Source organism: Pseudomonas sp. B21-035 (genome assembly GCF_024748945.1).
Classification (GTDB): Bacteria; Pseudomonadota; Gammaproteobacteria; order Pseudomonadales; family Pseudomonadaceae; genus Aquipseudomonas.
Window position 1 is genome coordinate 4,238,503 of sequence record NZ_CP087179.1, and the last position, 20,136, is coordinate 4,258,638.

A 20,136-nucleotide genomic window follows, 5' to 3' on the forward strand; every position below is an offset into this window, starting at 1 on the left:
ATTGCAACTAATTGTGTAATCAGGCCTGTCCCGCCCAATGAGCGTTTGCCGATAGAAGTGCACACCCGTACACTGCGCCGCGTTTGCCTGGTGTGAGTCGTACGAATGCTTTTTATTATCCGCATGTTCCTGTTGGGGCTGCATTTTCTCCTGGCCGGTGTTCTTGGTGTGCTGGTCGGCCTGTGCCGACCGTTCAACCCGGACAACAGCCGAATTTGTGCACGCCTTTACGGCCTGCCCGCCACCTGGCTGATGCGCCTTGAGATCAAGGCCGAGGTCGGCCCGCTGTTCGACCAGCCGCCGGGCTGCGTGATCATCGCCAACCACCAGTCCAACTACGACTTGTTCGTGCTCGGCCATGTGGTGCCGCCGCGCACCGTGTGCATCGGCAAGAAGAGCCTGAAATGGATCCCGCTGTTCGGCCAGTTGTTCTGGCTGGGCGGCAACGTGCTGGTCGATCGCGGCAATGCCTACCAGGCGCGCCGGGCCATGCAGACCACCACCCGCACCCTGAGCGAAGACGACACCTCGATCTGGGTGTTCCCCGAAGGCACGCGCAATGCCGGCGAGCATCTGATCACCTTCAAAAAGGGTGCCTTCCACATGGCCGTGGAAGCCGGTGTGCCGATCGTGCCGGTGTGCGTCAGCCGCTATGCCAGCCGCCTGAAGCTCAACGGCTGGCGGCGCAGCAAGGTCATCATCCGTTCGCTGGCGCCGATCGCCACCAGCGGCCTGACCCAGCAGGATGTGCCGGCCCTGGCCGAACAGTGCCGCCTGCAGATGCAACACTGCATCGATCGCATGGAAAGTGAACTGACCCAGGCGTGAACGGTTGCCGAATCGTGCCGGTCATACCAAGCTACTGGCACGGTTAACAGAAGAAGCGGACAACCATGGGTCGAGTCGTTGCGGCGGCGGTGTACAGCGCCGGCAGAAAAGTCACCAATATCAGCCTCGATGAAGGCAGCCAGTGGGCAAGCAAACCCGGGCATTTTGTCTGGATCGGCCTGGAAGAGCCCAACGCCCAGGAACTGGCCAACCTGCAACGCCAGTTCAACCTCCATGAGCTGGCCATCGAGGACGCGCTGGAAAAGCACAGCCGGCCCAAGCTCGAGACCTTCGGCGATGCGCTGTTCATCGTCACTTATTCGCCAGTGCGCCATGAAGGCAAGCTGGAGTTCATCGAAACCCACATCTTTGCCGGCAACGGCTACATCATCACCGCCCGCAACGGCCACTCGAAATCCTACGCCCTGGTGCGCCAGCGCTGCGAGGCCCGGCCGCTGCTGCTCGAGCACGGCGAAGACTTCGTGCTCTACGCCCTGCTCGACTTCGTCACCGAGAACTACCAGCCGGTCAGCGAAGCCATTCATGGCGAGATCGAGGAGCTTGAGCGCAGCGTGCTCAGCGGCTCGCTCAAGGAAGAAGACATCCAGCGCATCCACAGCCTGCGCCGCGACATCCTGCGCCTGCGCCGCTATGTGGCGCCGATGGTCGAGGTCAGCGAAGAACTGCAGCGTCTGACCTTCCCGTTCATCGACAAGAACATGCGCCCGTACTTTCGTGACGTGCAGATCCACGTCACCCGGCAGATGGAGGACCTGGCAGGGATTCGCGACATCGCCAGCCAGACCATCGAAATCGGCATGCTGCTGGAGTCGTCACGCCAGAGCATCGTGCAGCGCAAGTTCGCCGCCTGGGCGGCGATCCTGGCCTTCCCCACCGCCGTGGCGGGGATCTACGGGATGAACTTTCAGAACATGCCGGAGCTGAGCTGGCACTACGGCTACTTTGCCGTGCTGGGCGGGATCGCCGTGGGCTGCACGGCGCTGTACGCCAGCTTCAAGCGCTCCGGCTGGCTGTAACGGCAGGCCTCAGGCCGAACTGCCCTGGGGCTTGTGCGCGACGAAGCGCATCATCCATTCAGCCACCGTGCTGCCCTGGTGCTGCTGCGCCAGGCTGTCGATGCCCTTGCGGTAGACCTCCTGGCCGAGGCTGTCCTGGCGCAGCTCGAGCAGCGCCCGCGAATAGTCGTGGATGAACTCCGGGTGGCCCTGAAAGCACAGCACCTGGTCGCCGATGTGATAAGCGGCGTTCGGGCAGAAGTCGCTGGAGGCAATCACCGTGGCGTTCTCCGGCAGGCGGGTGACCTGGTCCTGATGGCTGATCAGCAAGGTCAGCTCTTCGACCTGTGGGCTCATCCACGGCGCCTTGGCGTTCATCACATAGCGGTGGGTACCCACCCCCCAGCCTTGGTGCGCGCGCTCGCTCTTGCCGCCCAGCAGCAGCGCCAGCAGTTGATGACCAAAACACACGCCAAGCAGTTTGTCGCCACGCTGATAGCGCTCCAGCAGGAACGCCTTGAGCTTGTGAATCCACGGATCATCACCGAACGAGTCGGCCTTGCTGCCTGTAACCAGGTAGGCATCGAACACTTGGTCATCATCGGGGTATTCGTCGTTCAACACGTTGTAGACGCGAAACTCGGCGGCGATTGGCTGGCGGGTAAACAGCTGCTCGAACATCCGTCCGTAGCCCTGATACTGCTCGACCAGCTCCGGTCGCAGGACGTCGGTTTCCAGGATGCAGATGCGTAGCGACATAGAGATAGTCCTGAACGACAAAGGCGGGATTGCCCCGTAAAGCCTGCCCCGAATAAGGCGCGCAGGCAAGTATGATGCTCGGACGAACGGTCATGAGCTTGGGATCCACTTGCCGATGTGGCGCAGGCGTCTAGCAAGGGGAATGCTGGTGGATGGCCAAAGGCCTCATAGCGAAAAACATCTGAAGCGCAATAAGTACAGATTAAAGCGTTCTAAAACACGGGTGACGTTGACCCTAAGGTTAGCTGTATACCCATTAGCAACGGTTCGCGACTTAATGTTTCACCACGTTAAATGATGTTCGCCAGATCGACGACAAGGAAGCCTCTGGGCACTCAGGAATAACAACAAAAAGGCGGTCAGCCATGTTCAAACAACACAAAGTACGTCAAGCCGGGCTCATTCTCTTCGCCACTACGCTGCTGTTGATCCTGCCGAACCTTTCACGCCTGTTCGGCTGAGCGGCATGCCCTCTTCCCGCGGTTTGTGCCTGGCACAAGCCGGTTGTGTGCAGGTAATCTGCCGACCCTGATGGTTGGAGACTGCCCATGCGCCACTGTTTCAGCTTGTTGCTCGCCCTGCTGTGCCTGCCCCTGCAGGCGGCGCAGTTGACCCTCGACCTGGGCAACGGCAGCCGCCACTGGCAGAGCGCCGAGTTGCTGGCGCATCCGCTGGCGCAGGATATCCAGATTGAAAACGACGTTTCCTACAAGCGAACCATGCATTACCGCGCGGTACCACTGGCTGTGCTCCTACAGGGAGTGCAGGCCGATGATCACCTGCAAGCCATTGCCCTGGACGGTTTCGCCGCCGAGATGCCCGCCGCGCCTTTGCTCAAGGACGGCCCTGCGCGGGCCTGGCTGGCCATTGAAGACCCGGCCAGACCCTGGCCGGCACTGGCCAAGGGCAAGCCCGGTGCCGGGCCGTTTTACCTGGTCTGGACCGACCCGCAAGCCGGGCGCATCAGCCCTGAGCAATGGCCTTTCCAGGTCGCCAGCATTCGCCGCCTGGCGGCAGTGGCCGAACGCTTCCCGGCCATGCGCCCGGCGCCAGGCATTAACGCCGACAACCCGGTCAACCAGGGCTTTGCCGTGTTCCAGAAGAACTGCCTGGCCTGCCATCGCCTCAACGGCGCCGGGGACGCCCAGTTCGGCCCGGACCTGAACCTGCCGCACAACCCGACCGAGTACTTCCAGGCCGATTTCCTCCGGCGTTACATCCGTGACCCGCAAAGCCTGCGCCAGTGGCCCCAGGCAAAAATGCCCGGGTTTGCCGCAGCGGTCATCAGCGATAGCGAGCTGGATGCGCTGCTGGCGTACCTGGCCCACATGGCCACGCGCAAACCCTGAGGCTCACTGCTGCTGGGCGTTGAGGGTCGGGGTCACCAGCACCTTGGCGTGCATCTGCTCGAAACCACCACCGCGGCGCATGCCGCGCACCGGGCAGGCATCCAGGTAGTCCAGGCCCACCGCCAGTTTCAGGTGGCGTTCAGGCCGGGCCAGTTGGTTGGTGACATCGAAGCTGTACCAGGCATCCTCCAGCCAGGCTTCGGCCCAGGCGTGGCTGGCCATCTGCTGGCTGTCGCTGTCGAACAGGTAACCGGACACATAGCGCGCCGGGATGCCCAGGCTGCGCGCGCAGGCCAGGAAGGCATGGGTGTGGTCCTGACATACCCCGGCGCCGCCGGCAAACGCCTGGGCGGCGCTGGTATCCACGGCGGTGCTGCCGGGCCTGTAGGCCATGCGCTGGTTCAGGGCATTCATCAGTTCGATCAACGTCGAGCGGTCACGGCGCTTGCGGCATTGCTGGCTGGCGAAGGCACGCAAGGCTTCGTCAGCTTCGGTCAGGCGGGTGAAGCGCAGGAACGGCAGCGGCGATTGCAACTCGTGCTCGGCCTCACGGCTTTCATCAATATCGACCAGGCCACGGGCGCCGATGACCAGGTCAGAATGTGGCTCTTCCAGGCTCAGCACATGCAGGATGTTGCCGAACGGGTCCAGTTGCGCGCGCACCGGCCGCGGCAGGTCCAGTTGCCAACTGAGCACCTGTTGACGCTCGCTGTCGTGAGGAGTCAGACGCAGGTACTGGATGCTGGCACGCACCTGGTCTTCGTAGTGGTAGGCAGTTTCGTGGCTAATGGTCAGTCTCATACGGCCTCCAGGTAGGCGCTGTGAATGGCGTTGCCCAGTTCACGCACCAGCGGGATGTAATGGGTCAGCCAGGGGTGCAGCCCTTCGGCAAGGATTTCATCGATCGAGGTGTAGCGCAGGCGCGCGTCCACCTCGGCGGCCAGGCGCTGGGCCGGGCGGCCGTTGCCGCCGGGCAGGCTGGCGAGGATCAAGTCGATTTCCTCGGTGCAGGCACGCAGCGAGCGCGGCACGTCGGCGCGCAACAGCAGCAGCTCGGCGACATGGCGAGCGGCCGGTGCATCACGGTAGATTTCGGTGTAAGCCTCGAATGACGACAGCGCGCGCAGCAAGGCGCTCCATTGGTAGTAACCGCGCGCCGAGCTGTCGCTGACCGCCTCGGCCTCGTCGCCAAGCATCTCGTAGCGGGCATCGAGCAGGCGCAGGGTGTTGTCGGCGCGCTCGATGAAGGTGCCCAGGCGAATGAAGCGAAAGGCGTCGTTGCGCATGATGGTGCCGTAAGTGGCGCCACGGAACAGGTGCGAGCGTTCCTTGATCCACTCGCAGAAACGGCTCATGCCATAACGGCCCAGGCCTTGCTCGGCGATGCCACGAATTTCCAGCCAGGTGGCGTTGATGTTTTCCCACATGTCGGCGGTGATCCGCCCACGTACCGCATGGGCACTGGCCCGCGCGGCACCCAGGCAGCTGTAAATGCTCGCCGGGTTTTCCGGGTCGAGGGCGAAGAAGTGCAGCAGGCGTTCGGCATGCAGCTGGCCATGGCGCTCGAGGTAGTCGTCGAGGGTACCGGTGATCAGCAGCGGCATGGCCATTTCATCCAGGCCGTCGCCGCGCCCGTCTTGCGGCATCAGCGACAGCGAATAACTGACATCGAGCATCCGCGCGAGGTTTTCCGCCCGTTCCAGGTAACGCGACATCCAGTACAAATCAGAGGCAGTTCTACTCAGCATGACTTAATCCTCGACCACCCAGGTGTCCTTGGTGCCGCCGCCCTGGGACGAGTTGACCACCAGCGAGCCCTCGCGCAGCGCGACCCGGGTCAGGCCGCCTGGCACCACCCGGGTCTCGCGCCCGGACAGCACGAACGGGCGCAGGTCGATATGCCGCGGGGCGATGCCGTTTTCGACAAAGGTCGGGCAGGTCGACAGCGACAGCGTCGGCTGGGCGATATAGGCCGCTGGCCGGGCCTTGATCCGGGCGGCGAACGCCTCAATCTCGGCACGGCTGGCCGCCGGCCCGACCAGCATGCCGTAGCCGCCGGAACCCTGGGTTTCCTTGACCACCAGCTCCGGCAGGTGCGCCAGCACGTGGGACAGTTCTTCAGGCTTGCGGCACTGCCAGGTCGGCACGTTCTTGAGGATCGGCTCCTCGTCGAGGTAGAAGCGGATCATGTCGGTGACATAGGGGTAAATCGACTTGTCGTCGGCCACCCCGGTGCCAATGGCATTGGCCAGCACCACGTTGCCGCAGCGATAAGCCGCCAGCAGCCCGGGCACACCGAGCATCGAATCGGGGTTGAAGGCCAGTGGGTCGAGGAAGGCATCGTCCAGGCGCCGGTAGATTACATCGACCGCCTTGGGGCCGTCGGTGGTGCGCATGAATACCCGCTCGTCACGCACGAACAGGTCGGCGCCCTCGACAAGCTCGACGCCCATCTCGCGGGCGAGGAAGGCATGCTCGAAGAAGGCGCTGTTGAAACGCCCGGGCGTCAACACCACCACGCTGGGGTTGTCCAGCGGGCTTGAGCTCTTGAGGGTATCGAGCAACAGGTTGGGGTAATGATCGATCGGCGCGATGCGCTGGGCAGCGAACAGCTCGGGGAACAGGCGCATCATCATCTTGCGGTCTTCAAGCATGTAGCTGACGCCGCTGGGGGTGCGCAGGTTGTCTTCGAGCACGTAGTAACTGCCATCACTGTCGCGCACCAGGTCGACCCCGGAAATGTGCGAATAGATGTCGCGGTGCAGGTCCAGGCCCTGCATCGCCAGTTGGTACTGCTCGTTGGCCAGCACCTGCTCGGCCGGAATGATCCCGGCGCGAATGATGCGCTGGTCGTGGTACAGGTCGGCTAGAAACAGGTTCAGCGCCTTGACCCGCTGAATGCAGCCCCGTTCGACCACCCGCCATTCACTGGCCGGGATGCTGCGCGGGATGGTATCGAAGGGAATCAGGCGCTCGGTGCCCTGCTCGTCGCCATAGAGGGTGAAGGTGATGCCGGCGCGGTGGAACAGCAGGTCGGCTTCACGTCGACGCTGGGCCAGCAGCTCTGGCGGGGTTTCGGCCAGCCAGCGGGCGAATTCCCGGTAGTGCGGACGGACCTGGCCGTCAGCGGCGTACATTTCGTCATAAAAGGTGCGGATCATGCCGAACTCCTTGTCACCCGTGCACCGGAGCCATCGCAAGCCCCGTGCCAGCGGCACAATTCCTTGTTATTCAGTATGTTGCGTTTTAAACGAAGAACGGTCGCACCAGATCTGTGCAACCGCTGCGCTCGCTTTGACGGCGGCGCCTCATTGCGAAGCGCCGCGCTTGCTTGCCGGTCAAGCCAGTTGACGTTCCTGCTTGACGCCCCAGCCTTCTATTTCTCCGCCCAGCGGGGCGATCACCGCCTCGAAATCCTGTTCGAATTCGCCGATACCGCCATAGGTTGCAAACATCACCTTGCTCAGCTCCAGGTGCCAGGCGCCATCATCACGCTCGTGGACCTGGGCACTGAGTGATTCGCCGCGAAACTTACCTGCCGCTCGCCGCGCCCGTGCCTCGTCCGGAAAGACCGCATAAAACTCGATGGGATGAATCTGCGCGAAGTTGAACCCGCCTTCTTTCATCCGACGCAAGACCGTGCTGCTGATGTCCTCGTATTGGCTGCTCATGAATCGTCCTCCTCATTACCGATGGATAGACTTTCAGTGCAAAACGCACCTGCCCGCCACACAAGCCGTGCGGGGGCAATTCGAGCTGTTGCGTGACGTGGATCGGCAAGCCCGGACAATCAGAAAAAATCGCCCGACCTTGTCTGCAGCGTAGCGCCTGATTGCCCAGCGTGCCAGCCGGCATGCGGGTTCAAGGCCCTTCAGTGATGGCAGTAATCTCCACCCCGTTCTGCTCCTTCAGCCATTTGGCCGTTGGCGAGGTTTCGCGGTCCTGGAAATCATTGAGGTCCAGCTCGCCCAGGACCGGAAACAGATGGGAGCGAATCAGCCGCGCCGCCTCTTCGATACTCGGTTCCAGCTCTGCGCTGAGCGGCAGCGAGGTACGCTCGCCCTTCTGGTCAACGAAGGTAATGACCCATGCTTTCATTGGACTCTCCTCTGTACAGATGTTCAGGGTGAATCGGGCTTACCTTCCGTTGACCTCGATACAGCGGTGGTTGTTCAGTCTTCTTGCGGCTCGAAGCGATGAGCGCCTGGCAGCGCGCGTATGCTTTGCAGCGTGCGTAGAAAATCGTCCCTGGAAGGCTCGAACTGCAGCGGCGGCTCGGAGTGTTCATCGGTCACTCCCAGCACCACAGTGGGCTGGTCGCCGGAGCCCAAGGCGCCGGCGACCATCCTGAACGTTTCTGTGGCCGCCGGCTTCAAACTGTCAGGCTCATAGACGCGAAAGCGTGCACCGCCGAACCTGCCCTTGGCGGCGCCGATCCGCACGCTTGAGGGCCCGAACTTATCGACGCTGATCTGCAGCGGAAACGGGTTGGCAATCAGTCGATCCAGCAGCATCGGCACCATCTCGACGGCCTTGTCACTGTCACTGCTCATGCTCAGGCGGTGCAACAGGTTCGGGTTGTCTGCGGGGTTGAGGCCCAAGGTGATGGCATGGCGCGGCGTGCCATCATCGGCAATGAAGCCGAAGGGCACACAGAAGCCGTTGTCCTGGGGAATTTCGTATTGCTTGCGGATGCGGAACGCGGCCAGCACAGCGCGCGCCCTGGGCTCCAGCCGGGCCAGCGCCGCGGTGTCTGTCGCGGTATTGGCGCCACTGTAGAACTTGAATCGGTAGATGCGTTGATCGCGCCACAGGTAGGCAGTCAGATTGCCTTCATACCAGTTTGCAGAGGCGTCTGGCACACCCAGCTCGATAAAGCGCTCATGCTCGTACTCTACATCGGTCGGCCATTGCGCCTGCTCCTCGAAGAAGGCATCGCGCTCGACCTGCAGCTTCGCCACCGACCGCCCCTCGCCAGTAAATTGCTTGATCATGTCGTCAAGCACCACCAGTTGCGAAGTCACATAGCCTATGCGCTGGAGCTTTTCACGCAAGTCGTAGTACTGATCACTCAGGGCCCTGTAGCGCGTTTCGTCGTCACGGCTCGCAGAGATGGCGGCATCCAGCGCCTCCATCTGCGCCTTCACCACCCGCTCCTGCGCCGGGCCACGGGTGAGGCCCTGCACATAGCGGATCTGTTCGTAGAGTGCACGGGTGGTCAACGGGCTGACCTCAATGTCGACCAGAAAGGGCAGCTCGCCGGTCAATCCTTCGCCGTAGGCAATCTGCTTGTCCCCAGGGGTGATTGTGGGAGTGGGGAGCTCGAAATTGTAGTACTGCCAGTAGCCACTGGAAGTGTGCCAGGCAATGTCCTTGGGCACATCGAACTGCACCCGGCCCATGCATTCGGTACGCCAGCCGGGGGGCGTCTGGTAATCCGCCGGTGCAACATCGGCCAGCGCCAACAGTGAATGGCACAGGCCGGCAAACAATACGAACACGCGCACGCAAAAATCCTTTTTTGATGGGCGCCGTTGCAGCCCCCGCTTCCTCAAGCGCGCGATTTGAGCATCCATGGCCCAGAAAGCCAAGACCCCGGCAAGCCGGGGTCCTGTTTACAGCACCAGCAACGTCGTTATTCCGGGGTGCCGTGCACTACACCCGCGGTGTTATCCAGCAGGCTCTTGGTCGCGGTCTGGATGAACGACTCAAGCTTGTGGGTCAGCTCGGTCTGGTCCGGGGCTTCGATCAGCTCGGCCTTGAAGTTGGCGCCCAGCTCGTAGCGGTACATGCGTGGCGACATGTCCTTGGACTCGATCAGGATCCGGTCGCCCTTGACCAGCCCGACGATCTGCTCGCTGCCCGATGGCTTGATCATGCCGAAGCCCTGGTCACCGGCTGGCAGGTTGAGCAGGTCACGGCCCCAGCACTGGTGACGGGTTTCGCCGCCCAGGCGGCCCATGATGGTCGGCACGATGTCGATCTGGGTACCCACGGTGTGGTTGACCGCACCGAACTTCTCCTGGATACCCGGGGCGATCAGCAGCAGCGGCACGTTGAAGCGCCCGAGGTCGAGCTCGGTGACCTGCTGGTGGTTGCCGAAGCCATGGTCGCCGACGATGACGAACAGGGTTTCCTTGAAGTAAGGCTCCTTGCGCGCTTTCTCGAAGAACTGGCCCAGGGCCCAGTCGGAGTAGCGCATGGCAGTCAGGTGCTCGTCCAGGCGGCCCTGGCCGGTAACCTTCTCGACCGGCAGATCCTTGGGCAGCGCATACGGCGTGTGGTTGGACAGGGTCTGCAGCAGCGCGTAGATCGGCTTCTTGCCATCGTGCTTGGCCAGCTCTTCGTTACCACGGTCGAACATGTCCTGGTCGGACACACCCCAGGTCGGGTCGGAAAACACCGGATTGACGAAGTCGTTACGGCCGATGAAGGTGGTCATGCCCTGGTTGCCGAAGAAACCGGACTGGTTGTCCCAGGCAAAGTCACCGTTGTAGACGTAGACGTCATCGTAGTCACGAGCACTGAGCAGCGCCGGCAGGCCGGACAGCTTGTGGCCACCTTCCGGGGTTTGCATCAGGTATTCGAAGCCCGGCAGGTTCGGGTAGCAGGCCATGGTGGCGAACATGCCCTGGTGGGTATGGGTGCCGTTGGAGAAGAAGCGGTCGAACAGCAGGCCCTCTTTCGCCAGTTTGTCGAAGTACGGGGTGATGTTGTTCGGGCTGCCCAGGGCGCCAACCGAATGACCGGCGAAGCTCTCCATGAGGATCACCACGACGTTCTTGATTGGCAGGGTGTTGTCCGCCGGCGGGGTGAAGTCACGGCGCACGGCGGCGCTGTCGGCATCGACCAGCTTGTCGTTGGCGGTCAGCAGCATGTCGCGCACGGTCTGGGTCGCCAGGCCTTGCTCGATGGTCGACTTCCAGATGTTGGCGCGGTCTTCGCCGAAACGGCTCTTGGCCGCGTCGATCAGGGTCAGGGTGCCGTTCAGGCCCAGCTGGTTGACGAAGTTCGAGTCGGTGGTGAAGGCATCGCCCCAACGCATCGGCGGGCCCTGGCGCAGGGTACCGCGAGCGGCGATGACCGCTACCAGCAAGACCATGAAGAACACCACGCCGCGCACGTACCAGGGCGCAACGCTGCGCGTGCCGGCTACCTGGCTTTCATACCCGCCAGCAGGCCGGGTCAGGCGGTCGATGCCCTTGAACAACAGGCTCAGCAGCCAGGTGCCAAAAGCCCAGGCCAGCAGGTAGCGCACCACCGGGAAACCGTACCAGAGCATGCTCAGCACGGTTTTCGGGTCTTCCTTGACGTACTGGAACACCAGGCCGTTGAGGCGCTGATGGAACTCGCGATAGAAGTCCATCTCCATCAGGCCGAGGAACATGACAATGCTCGAGGCGATGGTCAGCCAGGCCCGGAACAGGCCGCGGGCAGCCATGGCGCGGGCACTGAGGATCGCCAGCAGCAGCGGGATGCTCAGGTACACCACAACCCGCAGGTCGAACCGCAGGCCATTGAGGAAACCCTCGGCTACGGTCGAGGTCGGCGTGTCGCCGATCATGTCGCTGTTGTAGACCAGCAACGCGAGGCGGACCAGGCTGAGCATCAGCATGATCACCAGCCCGCACAGCAGGGTGTAGGCCAGATGCGATTTCAGCGTCGGTTGCAACGGGCGCGACGCAGCCCGCTGTTGACTCAAGGCGTCCGTGTTAGCCATGAATTGGAAGATCCTAGGGTTCAGGTTCGAGGAAGGCGGTAAAACGAATCGGCAAATGTGCCCTAAACGCGAGCGCGTTGCACGGTCATTCGGCGAACGGATAATTGCGCGCGCAAATTGTCGGCAATCGTTTGTGAAAATTTCGTAATAGAATCAGGGTTATCCGCAGGGAGATCATTACCCCATGTTTTTTCGCTACCTACCAAGCCCGCTAGGCCCGCTGCTGCTGGCAGGCGATGAACAGGGCCTGCGCCTGCTGCACATGGACGCCGCCCAGCCCTGGGAGCTGGCCGCGGACTGGCTGCCGGCCAGCAACCAGCTGGACGACGTGGCGCGCCAACTGGACGAGTATTTCGCGCGCAAGCGCGAGACCTTCGAAGTGCGTGTGGCGCCCTGCGGCACACCGTTCCAGCGCGAGGTTTGGCAGGCCCTGCAGCGCATTCCCTACGGCACCACCTGCAGCTACGGCGAACTTGCCCAGGCCATCGGCAACCCCAGGTCGGTACGGGCAGTGGGCACCGCCAATGGCGCCAACCCGATTGCCATCATCATCCCCTGTCACCGGGTGATCGGCAGCAATGGCACCCTCACCGGCTTTGCCGGCGGGATCGAGCGCAAGCAGATCCTGTTGGAACTGGAGGGGACCTGGCTGATCTGAAGATTATCTCGGGCTACAGCCGCACATTGCCCCGCGGCCCGGCTATCGCCCAGATAATCAGGCCCAGCACCGGCAGCAGCAGAATCAGCAGGATCCAGAGAATCTTGGCGCCCCCGCTGGCACCGCTTTTGATCACATTGATGATCGCCCAGATGTCCAGGGCGAGGATGATCAGCCCAACCAGGCTATTGAAGGTAGAACCCATGGTATTGCTCCCTTGGTCGCGTCTGCCCTCAGGATAGCTGGCTATCAGGCCCATAGAGGCGAATCGTTCGCCGCGCCCAGGCAGCGCTGGTTACACTCGAGTGATTGAATTGCGCCAGAGAGGTTCCTATGCCACCCGCCCACAGTCACAGCAGCCCCGCTCCCGTCCCCTTGTGGAACGCCTGGATGCAACAGGCACAAAGCAGCCCGTGGCTCAGCGCAGGTTTGGGCCTGAGCTTGCTGGCGGTGCTCGGCCTGCTGATCGCCAGCGCGTGGAATGCTGTGCATGGCGACCACCAGCAAAACCTGCACATGGCCATGCTCGGCGGCCTCGCCGGATTTGCCGCCACCGCCCTTGGCGCAGTCATGGCAGTGGTGCTGCGCGAGGTCAGCGCGCGCACCCAGGACGTGATGCTCGGCTTTGCCGCCGGGATGATGCTCGCCGCCAGCTCCTTCTCGCTGATTCTGCCGGGCCTCGACGCCGCGCGGGAGATCACCGGCAACGGCCCGTACGCGGCACTGACGGTGGTGGTCGGCATGGGCCTGGGGGTCTTGCTGATGCTCGGCCTTGACCGCTTCACCCCGCATGAGCACGAAAGTACCGGCCCCTGCGGCCCACAGGCGGAGCGGATCAACCGGGTGTGGCTGTTCGTCCTGGCCATCACCCTGCACAACCTGCCCGAGGGCATGGCCATCGGCGTCAGCTTTGCCAACGGTGACCTTAATGTCGGCCTGCCGCTGACCAGCGCCATCGCCATCCAGGACATTCCCGAAGGTTTGGCCGTGGCGCTGGCACTGCGCGCCACCGGTCTCTCGACCTTCAAGGCGGCGCTGGTGGCCATCGGTTCTGGTTTGATGGAGCCCATTGGCGCAGTGATCGGCCTGGGTATTTCCACCGGCTTTGCCATTGCCTACCCGGTGAGCATGGGCCTGGCAGCCGGGGCGATGATTTTCGTGGTGTCCCACGAAGTGATTCCGGAAACCCACCGCAACGGCCACCAGACCTCGGCAACCCTGGGCCTGATGGGCGGTTTTGCGGTGATGATGTTCCTCGATACCGCCCTGGGTTAAACGTGCACGGCCACCCGCAGCGCTTCCAGGGCCGGCGCTGCGGCGATGCCGACTTCGGCACACAGCTCCAGCACCCGCGGCAGGTCATCGTTGCCGACCAGCACCATCTGCAGCTCGTCATCGAGCAACTGGCTGAAGTTCATCAGCACATAGCCGCCGGCTTCCTTGTTCATCGCCCCCATCTGCACCTGGATGCGGTTAAGCGCGGTCAGCGCCTCGACTTTGGCCAGTTGCTTGGGCTTGAGGTTGAACGGCACGCTCTTGTCGAAAGAGTCGGTGATCTGCTGTAACAGGTCCTGATAGCTATCAGCCTGGAACAACACGGTGTCGGGCAGGCTGCCGACGACAATCCACTCACCCAGCGGGATAGGGAAACTGTCGTCGTAGTTGATGTCCGGGTTGGCGGCGAGAAACGCCTGCGGGTCGGCATAGGCCTGGGCGGCTTCGTCGGCGATACGCGCGACTTCGTCCTCGCCCATGCAGCCAGCGCTGATTTTGCCGATGAGTTCGGCCAGTTGGAGTTTCATGAAGGGGCCCTGCGACGCTGAAAAAAGTCGCCAAGGATAGCCGCAAAAGGCCCCGTGGGGTTAGCCGAGCAGCTTGAGCAACTGCTCGGTGGTCTCGGGCGCGCCCATGGTTTGCGCCGCGCCCAGGGCATCGGTGCCACGGGCGTCGCGATGGCGCGGGTTGGCGCCCTGGGCCAGCAGGTAGTCGACAATCACCGTGCGGTTGAACATCGCCGCCATCATCAGCGCGGTGCGTCCATCGGCGGACGCGCCATCGACCTCGGCGCCCTTGTCCACCAGCAACTGGACCATCTCCAGGTTACCCTTGAAGGCCGCGCCGGCAATCGGCAACTGGCCCTTGTCATTGGCGATCTGCGGGTCGGCGCCGTGCTCGAGCAGTACCGCCACGGCATCCAGGTGCCCGTGGTAGCTGGCAAGCATCAGCAAGGTGTCGCCATTGCCATTGCGCAGGTTCACTGGCAAGCCGTTTTCCAGCAAGCGCCCGAGTATCACCGCGTCGCCCTTGCGCGCCCGGTCGAAGACCTCTTCGGCAAACGCTGCCGCCTCGTCGTCGTTCATCGGCGTTGGCCTGCGTTGGTCAGACATGGGGAACCTCCTGGCTATCGGAAAGGCCCAAGTCTTGAGCAGGGAGCGCGGCGGGTCAACGGTGGATAAGTCATGGCCATGACAGAAGAAATCTATTGGCCAAGGCGATACTGCAAAATGCACTGTGCAAAATGCACGACCATGCAGAATGCACGGCACACCTTTCCCAACCAAATCCTAAGCCATTGATTTATAAAGTTTTTCTAAAATCAAAAAGCTGGCACAGTCGCTGCACCTGTCACTCCATGTCTGCCACTAACAGTCAGGAGCTGATATGGACCTCATCCAGGAAAAATTCGCCTCGGTATTCTCCGCCTACGATGTCACCACCCAGGCGCGCCCCGATGGCGGAATTCTGCTGACCCTGCGGGCAGCCGACGGTACCCAGACCAAGCGCTCGATTTCTTATGCCCAGCTGCATAGCGCCGAACAACTGTCGTGGGCGATCAGTGCGATTCGCCGCGACCTGGCTGAACAGGCCAGTGAGCTGCCGGTGATTTCGATGCTGCAAAGCCAGCAGCGGTTTGCCTTGCCGACTTATCGGTAACTTCGCGGGGGCAAGCCCGCTCCTACCTGTAGGAGCGGGCTTGCCCCGTGATGGCGTTTATCAGTCGTCAAGCCGCGGGAACATCTTGGCAATCGAATCGCCAGTAAACCGTACAAGCCCGCCTTCCGGCCGGTTGAACACCCGGATCGCCACGAACCGCGGCTCCTCGCCCATGTCGAACCAGTGCCGAACCCCTGCCGGCACGCCGATCAAATCGCCCTTCTCGCACAACACCGCATAGATGTAGTCCTCGATACGCAGGCTGACCAGCCCGCGCCCGGCGGCAAAAAAGTGCAGTCGCTCTTCGGCACAGGTGTGCTCATCGCGCAGGCTGGTATCCGCTTCGCGGCTTACCTCGACACGGGCGTAACCGGTCTCGGCTTTTAGCGCATCGATACTGGCTTGATAAGCGCCGATCAGTTGCTGGTCGCTGGCGCCCGCCTGAATCGGCGCGCCAGCCTGCCAACGGGCAAAACGCACGCCCTGCTCTTGCAGGGTCGCGGCGATGTCCTCCAGGTGAGTCAGAACCTTGTTTGGGGTGTCCGGGGTGGACTGGTGATACACGCTAAGGCTGCTCATCGGGGCAACTATCCTCTTTCATTCGAAGCGCAATGATAACGGCTGCAGCCAGGGCTGCGATGCTGGCAATACTAAAGGTGGTAGCCGGCCCCAGCAGGTTCCAGCTGTAACCCGAATACAGGGCGCCCAAGGCGCCGCCAGTGCCGGCCAGTGCGGCATATAACGCCTGCCCCTGACCTTGCTGGCGGGCCGCGAAGCTGCGTTGCACGAAGGCGATGGCGGCCGCGTGAAAACTGCCAAAGGTGGCCGCATGCAAGAGCTGGGCGAGCAACAGTACGCCCAAATGTTCGGCAAAATTGCCGAGCAACGCCCAACGCACTGCCGCCAGGGCAAAGCTGGCCAGCAGCACCCGGCGCAGCGATACCCGCGCCAGAATCCAGCTCATGGCCAGGAACATCAGCACCTCGGCCACCACCCCCAGCGCCCAGAGCATGCCGATGGTGCCGCGGCTGTAGCCCAGGTGCTCAAGGTGCAGAGTCAGAAAGGTGTAGTACGGGCCGTGGCTCAGTTGCATCAGCGCCACGCACAGGTAAAACGCGGCAACCCCGGGGCTGGACAGTTGCTTGAGAAAGCCGCCGCCGCTGGCCCGCTCATTCTGCCCCGGCGGCTGGGCATTGGGCACCCAGAGGCTGGCCAGGACGATACCGGCCATGATAATCACCAGCGCCAGCGGGTAGATGTCCAGGCTCAGCCAGTCGAACAAGCGGCCAAGCCCGACTACGGTGAGGATGAAGCCGATCGACCCCCACAGGCGGATCTGGCTGTAACGCGCGGTCTGCCCCTGCAGATGGGCCAGGGTGATGACTTCAAACTGCGGTAATACCGCATGCCAGAAGAACGCATGCAGGGCCATTACCAGCGCCAGCCAGGCGTAGCTCTTGGCGAAGAAGATCAGCGAAAAGGTCGCCAGGGTCGACAACGCCCCCAGGCGCACGATCAGCAGGCGCTGGCCACTGCGGTCACCCAGCCAGCCCCACAGGTTGGGGGCCACGCAACGCATCAGCATGGGAATGGCGACCAGCTCGCCGATGCGCGCGCTGGAAAAACCCAGATGATCGAAATACAACGCCAGAAACGGCGCGGTCGAACCAAGCAAGGCGAAGTAGAACAGGTAGAAGCTGGACAGCCGCCAGTAGGGAATCGCCGCCACGGCTCAGCGAGCCGCAGCGCGATTGGCCGAGGCCGGCATTACAGCTGGCCCAGTACCGGGGTGTTCACGCGTACCTCGGCATTCTGCCCGCGATGGCGCAGCAGGTGGTCCATCAGCACGATGGCCATCATCGCTTCGGCGATCGGCGTGGCGCGGATACCCACGCACGGGTCGTGACGGCCCTTGGTGATGACCTCGACCGGGTTGCCATCGACGTCGATGGAGCGGCCCGGGGTGGTGATGCTCGACGTCGGCTTGAGGGCCAGGTGGGCAACGATCGGCTGGCCGGAGGAAATACCGCCAAGAATGCCGCCGGCGTTGTTGCTGAGAAAACCCTCTGGGGTCAGCTCGTCACGGTGTTCGGTGCCGCGCTGGGCGACGCTGGCAAAACCCGCGCCGATCTCCACGCCCTTGACTGCGTTGATGCTCATCAGCGCATGGGCAAGCTCGGCGTCCAGGCGATCGAAGATCGGCTCGCCCAGGCCCGGCATGACACCTTCGGCGACCACGGTGATCTTTGCCCCGACCGAATCCTGGTCACGGCGCAGCTGGTCCATGTAGGCCTCAAGCTCCGGGACTTTGTCCGGGTCGGGGCTGAAGAAGGCGTTCTGCTCCACCGAATCCCAGGTCTTGAAAGGGATTTCGATCGGACCGAGCTGGCTCATGTAGCCGCGAATGCGAATACCCTGGCTGGCCAGGTACTTCTTGGCGATGGCGCCGGCGGCCACGCGCATGGCGGTTTCGCGCGCCGAGCTGCGGCCACCGCCGCGGTAGTCGCGCTCACCGTACTTGTGGTGGTAGGTGTAGTCGGCGTGGGCCGGGCGGAACAGGTCCTTGATCGCCGAGTAGTCCTTGGACTTCTGGTCGGTGTTGCGAATCAGCAAGCCGATCGAGCAACCGGTGGTGCGGCCTTCGAACACACCCGAGAGGATTTCGACTTCGTCGGCTTCCTGGCGCTGGGTGGTGTGGCGGCTGGTGCCGGGCTTGCGCCGATCGAGGTCGTGCTGCAGGTCGGCCAGGGAAATTTCCAGGCCCGGCGGGCAGCCATCGACAATGGCGACCAACGCCGGACCATGGCTTTCGCCAGCGGTGGTGACAGTGAACAGCTTGCCGTAGGTATTGCCGGACATGCAGGACGCTCCGCGAATCAGCCAGATTTGAACAAGGCCGCCAGTATACGCAGGCTAACCATTCAGTTCATCCCTGACGGCGAACCTTCTGCGCTGGCCCCGGTCCAAACCGCACTCTCTAGATAGTGGCCTGATGATGTTGCGTATTGTTGCAGTTATCGCCCTGCTGTTCAGTGGTCTGGTCCAGGCTGCTGCCCCCGTCGTGTTCCAGCGCCCGCTCAGCCTCGATACCGGCAGCGGCGTGCTGCACGGCAGCCTGCTGTTGCCGCGCACCGAGCAGCCGCCACCGGTGGTGCTGATCATTGCTGGCTCCGGGCCGACCGATCGCGACGGTAACAACCCCTACGGCGGCAATACCGACAACCTCAAGCAACTGGCCCTGACCCTGGCGAAAAACAATATCGCCAGCGTGCGCTACGACAAGCGAGGCGTCGCCGCCAGCCTGGCTGCTACGCCGGATGAGCGTGACCTGACGGTGGAACGCTATGTTGCCGACGCGGTGGCCTGGAGCCAGAAAATCAAGGCCGACCCACGCTTCGGCCGCCTGGTCCTGCTCGGCCACAGCGAAGGTGCGCTGATCGCCAGCCTTGCCGCCGAGCACAGCGGCGCCAGCGCGGTGATCAGCATTGCCGGCAGCGGCTGGCCGATCGACAAGGCGCTGCGCGCGCAGATGTTTGACCGCATCCCCGGGCGCTACATGGCCAGTGCCCATGACATCCTTGACCGCTTGAAAAACGGCAAGACTTCTTCCCGCGTGCCGCTGCCACTGCAGGACGTCCTGCGCCCGAGCGTGCAGCCCTACCTGATTTCGCTGTTCCGCCAGGACCCGGCCGAGGCCTTCGCCAAGGTCAAGGTACCGGCATTGATCATCCAGGGCACCCATGACTTCCAGGTCGGTGTCGATAACGCCGAGATCCTCAAGGCGGCCAAGCCGGATGCCGAACTGGCGTTGATCAAGGGCATGAACCACATGCTGCGCATCGCCCCCGAAGAAATGAGCCAGCAACGCGACAGCTACCTTGACCCGCAACTGCCGCAAGCGGCCGAACTTGGCCAGCGCGTTGTCGACTTCATTCAGCGGTTGCCCGCCAGCTGAGGCCAATTCGCAGAAATTACGCCTCCAGTCCAGGCCAATCCTGCCGATAAAGCGGTGCTGGCATCGTCAATGCGACCAGCCCGCTGCGCACATGAGGATTGCCGTGATGACCGAAGCCGCCCCCCAGGACACCGCCGAGACGACTGCCGAGCAGGCAGCAGCGGAAGTTGCCCCCCTGCCCTGGGCCGATGTTACCCCCGAACATTTCCAGATGCTGCGCCTGGCGCCGTTGCCGACCGACCGCAACAGCGGTGCGCGGCCGCTGCGCTTTGTCCAGTACGGTTATGCCGAACGCCACAGCAAGCAGACCAGCCTGCTGCGCATGGCCATCCAGCTGCCGGCGCAAAAAGTGCGCAAGGAACAGAACCACCTCGATGTGTGGGTCGACCATGAAGAAAAGCATGTGACCTTCACGCCCGACACCGGCTTGCAGATCGAGCCGCTGAACCGCGGCCTGGGGCGCTTTCTGCTCAACCAGGCGGTGCAGTGGGCGCAGCGCAAGTGGCCGCACTACCGGGTCGAAGGTGCGGCCCTGCCAAGCAAGGATGCGCTCAACGAAGACACTCGCCTGCGCCGCGACCATGTGCTGCGCAGCCATGGCCTGGAGGTCGAGTACGCCGATGCCCAGCACCTGAAGGGGCGCTTCGTCGATGTCCAGGTTGGCGAGCTAAAAGGCGGCTGGAACACTGACAAGGTGCAGCGGGTCGAGATCCTCGATGCCGCGCAGATGCTGCAACAGGCCGAGCAGACCTTGCAGGAAAAAGAGGCGCAACTGCGCGAGCGTGACGAGCGGGTCAGCAAGTACCGCCGTGAAGACAGCGGGCTGCGTTTTACCATCACTTGCCTGGTGGCCTTTGCGGTGTTTCAGGCGGGGTTGTTGATCTGGATTGCGACTCACCGCTGAATCTATCGCGGGG

The 20,136-nt window shown here is 62.8% G+C and carries 22 protein-coding genes; 8 read left to right on the forward strand and 14 right to left on the reverse strand.

Annotation, left to right across the window (positions count from 1 at the left end):
• Window positions 1–105 precede the first annotated feature (105 nt).
• Together LOY22_RS19275 and LOY22_RS19280 are read left to right on the forward strand one after the other, a co-directional pair.
• A complete protein-coding gene (locus tag LOY22_RS19275; protein WP_045195267.1) occupies window positions 106–828 on the forward strand; it encodes a 1-acyl-sn-glycerol-3-phosphate acyltransferase in 723 nt (240 codons plus the stop codon).
• Between the two features lie 65 nt (window positions 829–893).
• The gene (locus tag LOY22_RS19280) at window positions 894–1,865 is read left to right on the forward strand and encodes a magnesium and cobalt transport protein CorA (protein ID WP_045195270.1); all 972 of its coding nucleotides are present in this window, start codon (window positions 894–896) and stop codon (window positions 1,863–1,865) included.
• Between the two features lie 9 nt (window positions 1,866–1,874).
• On the opposite strand, the gene LOY22_RS19285 is transcribed toward LOY22_RS19280, so the two are convergent.
• Entirely contained in the window at window positions 1,875–2,603 is a 729-nt protein-coding gene (locus LOY22_RS19285) for an amidotransferase (protein WP_093380506.1), read from the reverse strand.
• A gap of 548 nt (window positions 2,604–3,151) precedes the next feature.
• Here LOY22_RS19285 and LOY22_RS19290 point away from each other — a divergent pair.
• Window positions 3,152–3,952, forward strand: a complete 801-nt coding sequence (locus tag LOY22_RS19290) for a cytochrome c (RefSeq protein ID WP_258594491.1) — start codon at window positions 3,152–3,154, stop codon at window positions 3,950–3,952.
• A 3-nt stretch (window positions 3,953–3,955) separates the two neighbouring features.
• On the opposite strand, the gene LOY22_RS19295 is transcribed toward LOY22_RS19290, so the two are convergent.
• From LOY22_RS19295 to LOY22_RS19325, 7 genes are all read right to left on the reverse strand, one after another.
• Window positions 3,956–4,753 (reverse strand): transglutaminase family protein, encoded by a 798-nt coding sequence (locus LOY22_RS19295; RefSeq protein WP_045195277.1) that lies wholly within the window; start codon window positions 4,751–4,753, stop codon window positions 3,956–3,958.
• Window positions 4,750–5,700, reverse strand: a complete 951-nt coding sequence (locus LOY22_RS19300; protein WP_045195278.1) for an alpha-E domain-containing protein — start codon at window positions 5,698–5,700, stop codon at window positions 4,750–4,752. Before LOY22_RS19300 ends, LOY22_RS19295 begins: the two co-directional genes overlap by 4 nt.
• 3 nt (window positions 5,701–5,703) lie before the next feature.
• Entirely contained in the window at window positions 5,704–7,113 is a 1,410-nt protein-coding gene (locus LOY22_RS19305) for a circularly permuted type 2 ATP-grasp protein (protein ID WP_093380500.1), read from the reverse strand.
• Between the two features lie 177 nt (window positions 7,114–7,290).
• The gene (locus LOY22_RS19310; RefSeq protein WP_010226349.1) at window positions 7,291–7,623 is read right to left on the reverse strand and encodes a ribonuclease E inhibitor RraB; all 333 of its coding nucleotides are present in this window, start codon (window positions 7,621–7,623) and stop codon (window positions 7,291–7,293) included.
• Between the two features lie 190 nt (window positions 7,624–7,813).
• A complete protein-coding gene (locus tag LOY22_RS19315; protein WP_045195283.1) occupies window positions 7,814–8,050 on the reverse strand; it encodes a hypothetical protein in 237 nt (78 codons plus the stop codon).
• A gap of 74 nt (window positions 8,051–8,124) precedes the next feature.
• Window positions 8,125–9,459, reverse strand: coding sequence for a hypothetical protein (locus tag LOY22_RS19320; RefSeq protein ID WP_258594494.1), 1,335 nt, complete (start codon window positions 9,457–9,459; stop codon window positions 8,125–8,127).
• A 128-nt stretch (window positions 9,460–9,587) separates the two neighbouring features.
• Window positions 9,588–11,672, reverse strand: a complete 2,085-nt coding sequence (locus LOY22_RS19325; protein WP_045195285.1) for an LTA synthase family protein — start codon at window positions 11,670–11,672, stop codon at window positions 9,588–9,590.
• A 184-nt stretch (window positions 11,673–11,856) separates the two neighbouring features.
• Here LOY22_RS19325 and LOY22_RS19330 point away from each other — a divergent pair, with 184 nt between their 5' ends.
• Window positions 11,857–12,330 carry a methylated-DNA--[protein]-cysteine S-methyltransferase gene (locus LOY22_RS19330; RefSeq protein ID WP_213603541.1) on the forward strand — a complete coding sequence of 158 codons (474 nt, stop codon included), beginning with the start codon at window positions 11,857–11,859 and terminating at the stop codon, window positions 12,328–12,330.
• Window positions 12,331–12,343: 13 nt separating this feature from the next.
• Here the strand turns inward: LOY22_RS19330 and LOY22_RS19335 are convergent, their stop codons facing one another.
• Complete coding sequence (locus LOY22_RS19335; protein WP_045195289.1) at window positions 12,344–12,535, reverse strand: PLDc N-terminal domain-containing protein; 192 nt, start codon at window positions 12,533–12,535, stop codon at window positions 12,344–12,346.
• 128 nt (window positions 12,536–12,663) lie between these two features.
• Here LOY22_RS19335 and LOY22_RS19340 point away from each other — a divergent pair, with 128 nt between their 5' ends.
• Window positions 12,664–13,605: a ZIP family metal transporter gene (locus LOY22_RS19340; protein WP_045195291.1), complete on the forward strand. Its 942-nt coding sequence runs from the start codon at window positions 12,664–12,666 to the stop codon at window positions 13,603–13,605.
• Here LOY22_RS19340 and LOY22_RS19345 read toward each other — a convergent pair.
• Together LOY22_RS19345 and LOY22_RS19350 are read right to left on the reverse strand one after the other, a co-directional pair.
• Complete coding sequence (locus LOY22_RS19345; RefSeq protein ID WP_258594497.1) at window positions 13,602–14,132, reverse strand: hypothetical protein; 531 nt, start codon at window positions 14,130–14,132, stop codon at window positions 13,602–13,604. The two genes, LOY22_RS19340 and LOY22_RS19345, sit on opposite strands and share 4 nt — an antisense overlap.
• Before the next feature lie 60 nt (window positions 14,133–14,192).
• On the reverse strand, window positions 14,193–14,717 hold the full coding sequence (locus LOY22_RS19350) for an ankyrin repeat domain-containing protein (protein ID WP_045195295.1): 525 nt from the start codon (window positions 14,715–14,717) through the stop codon (window positions 14,193–14,195).
• A 274-nt stretch (window positions 14,718–14,991) separates the two neighbouring features.
• Here LOY22_RS19350 and LOY22_RS19355 point away from each other — a divergent pair, with 274 nt between their 5' ends.
• Complete coding sequence (locus LOY22_RS19355; RefSeq protein ID WP_045195296.1) at window positions 14,992–15,264, forward strand: DUF3509 domain-containing protein; 273 nt, start codon at window positions 14,992–14,994, stop codon at window positions 15,262–15,264.
• Between the two features lie 60 nt (window positions 15,265–15,324).
• Here LOY22_RS19355 and LOY22_RS19360 read toward each other — a convergent pair whose 3' ends face one another.
• The 3 genes from LOY22_RS19360 to aroC are packed head-to-tail and all read right to left on the reverse strand — an operon-like array spanning window position 15,325 to window position 18,123.
• On the reverse strand, window positions 15,325–15,843 hold the full coding sequence (locus LOY22_RS19360) for an acireductone dioxygenase (protein WP_258594499.1): 519 nt from the start codon (window positions 15,841–15,843) through the stop codon (window positions 15,325–15,327).
• On the reverse strand, window positions 15,830–16,993 hold the full coding sequence (locus tag LOY22_RS19365; RefSeq protein ID WP_045195299.1) for an MFS transporter: 1,164 nt from the start codon (window positions 16,991–16,993) through the stop codon (window positions 15,830–15,832). The genes LOY22_RS19360 and LOY22_RS19365 overlap by 14 nt, the downstream gene beginning before the upstream one ends.
• 38 nt (window positions 16,994–17,031) lie before the next feature.
• A complete protein-coding gene (gene aroC / locus LOY22_RS19370; RefSeq protein ID WP_045195301.1) occupies window positions 17,032–18,123 on the reverse strand; it encodes a chorismate synthase in 1,092 nt (363 codons plus the stop codon).
• Between the two features lie 133 nt (window positions 18,124–18,256).
• Here aroC and LOY22_RS19375 point away from each other — a divergent pair, with 133 nt between their 5' ends.
• Together LOY22_RS19375 and LOY22_RS19380 are read left to right on the forward strand one after the other, a co-directional pair.
• Window positions 18,257–19,219: an alpha/beta hydrolase gene (locus LOY22_RS19375; RefSeq protein ID WP_045195303.1), complete on the forward strand. Its 963-nt coding sequence runs from the start codon at window positions 18,257–18,259 to the stop codon at window positions 19,217–19,219.
• 106 nt (window positions 19,220–19,325) lie between these two features.
• Window positions 19,326–20,123 carry a hypothetical protein gene (locus LOY22_RS19380; RefSeq protein ID WP_045195305.1) on the forward strand — a complete coding sequence of 266 codons (798 nt, stop codon included), beginning with the start codon at window positions 19,326–19,328 and terminating at the stop codon, window positions 20,121–20,123.
• The last annotated feature ends 13 nt before the right edge of the window (window positions 20,124–20,136 follow it).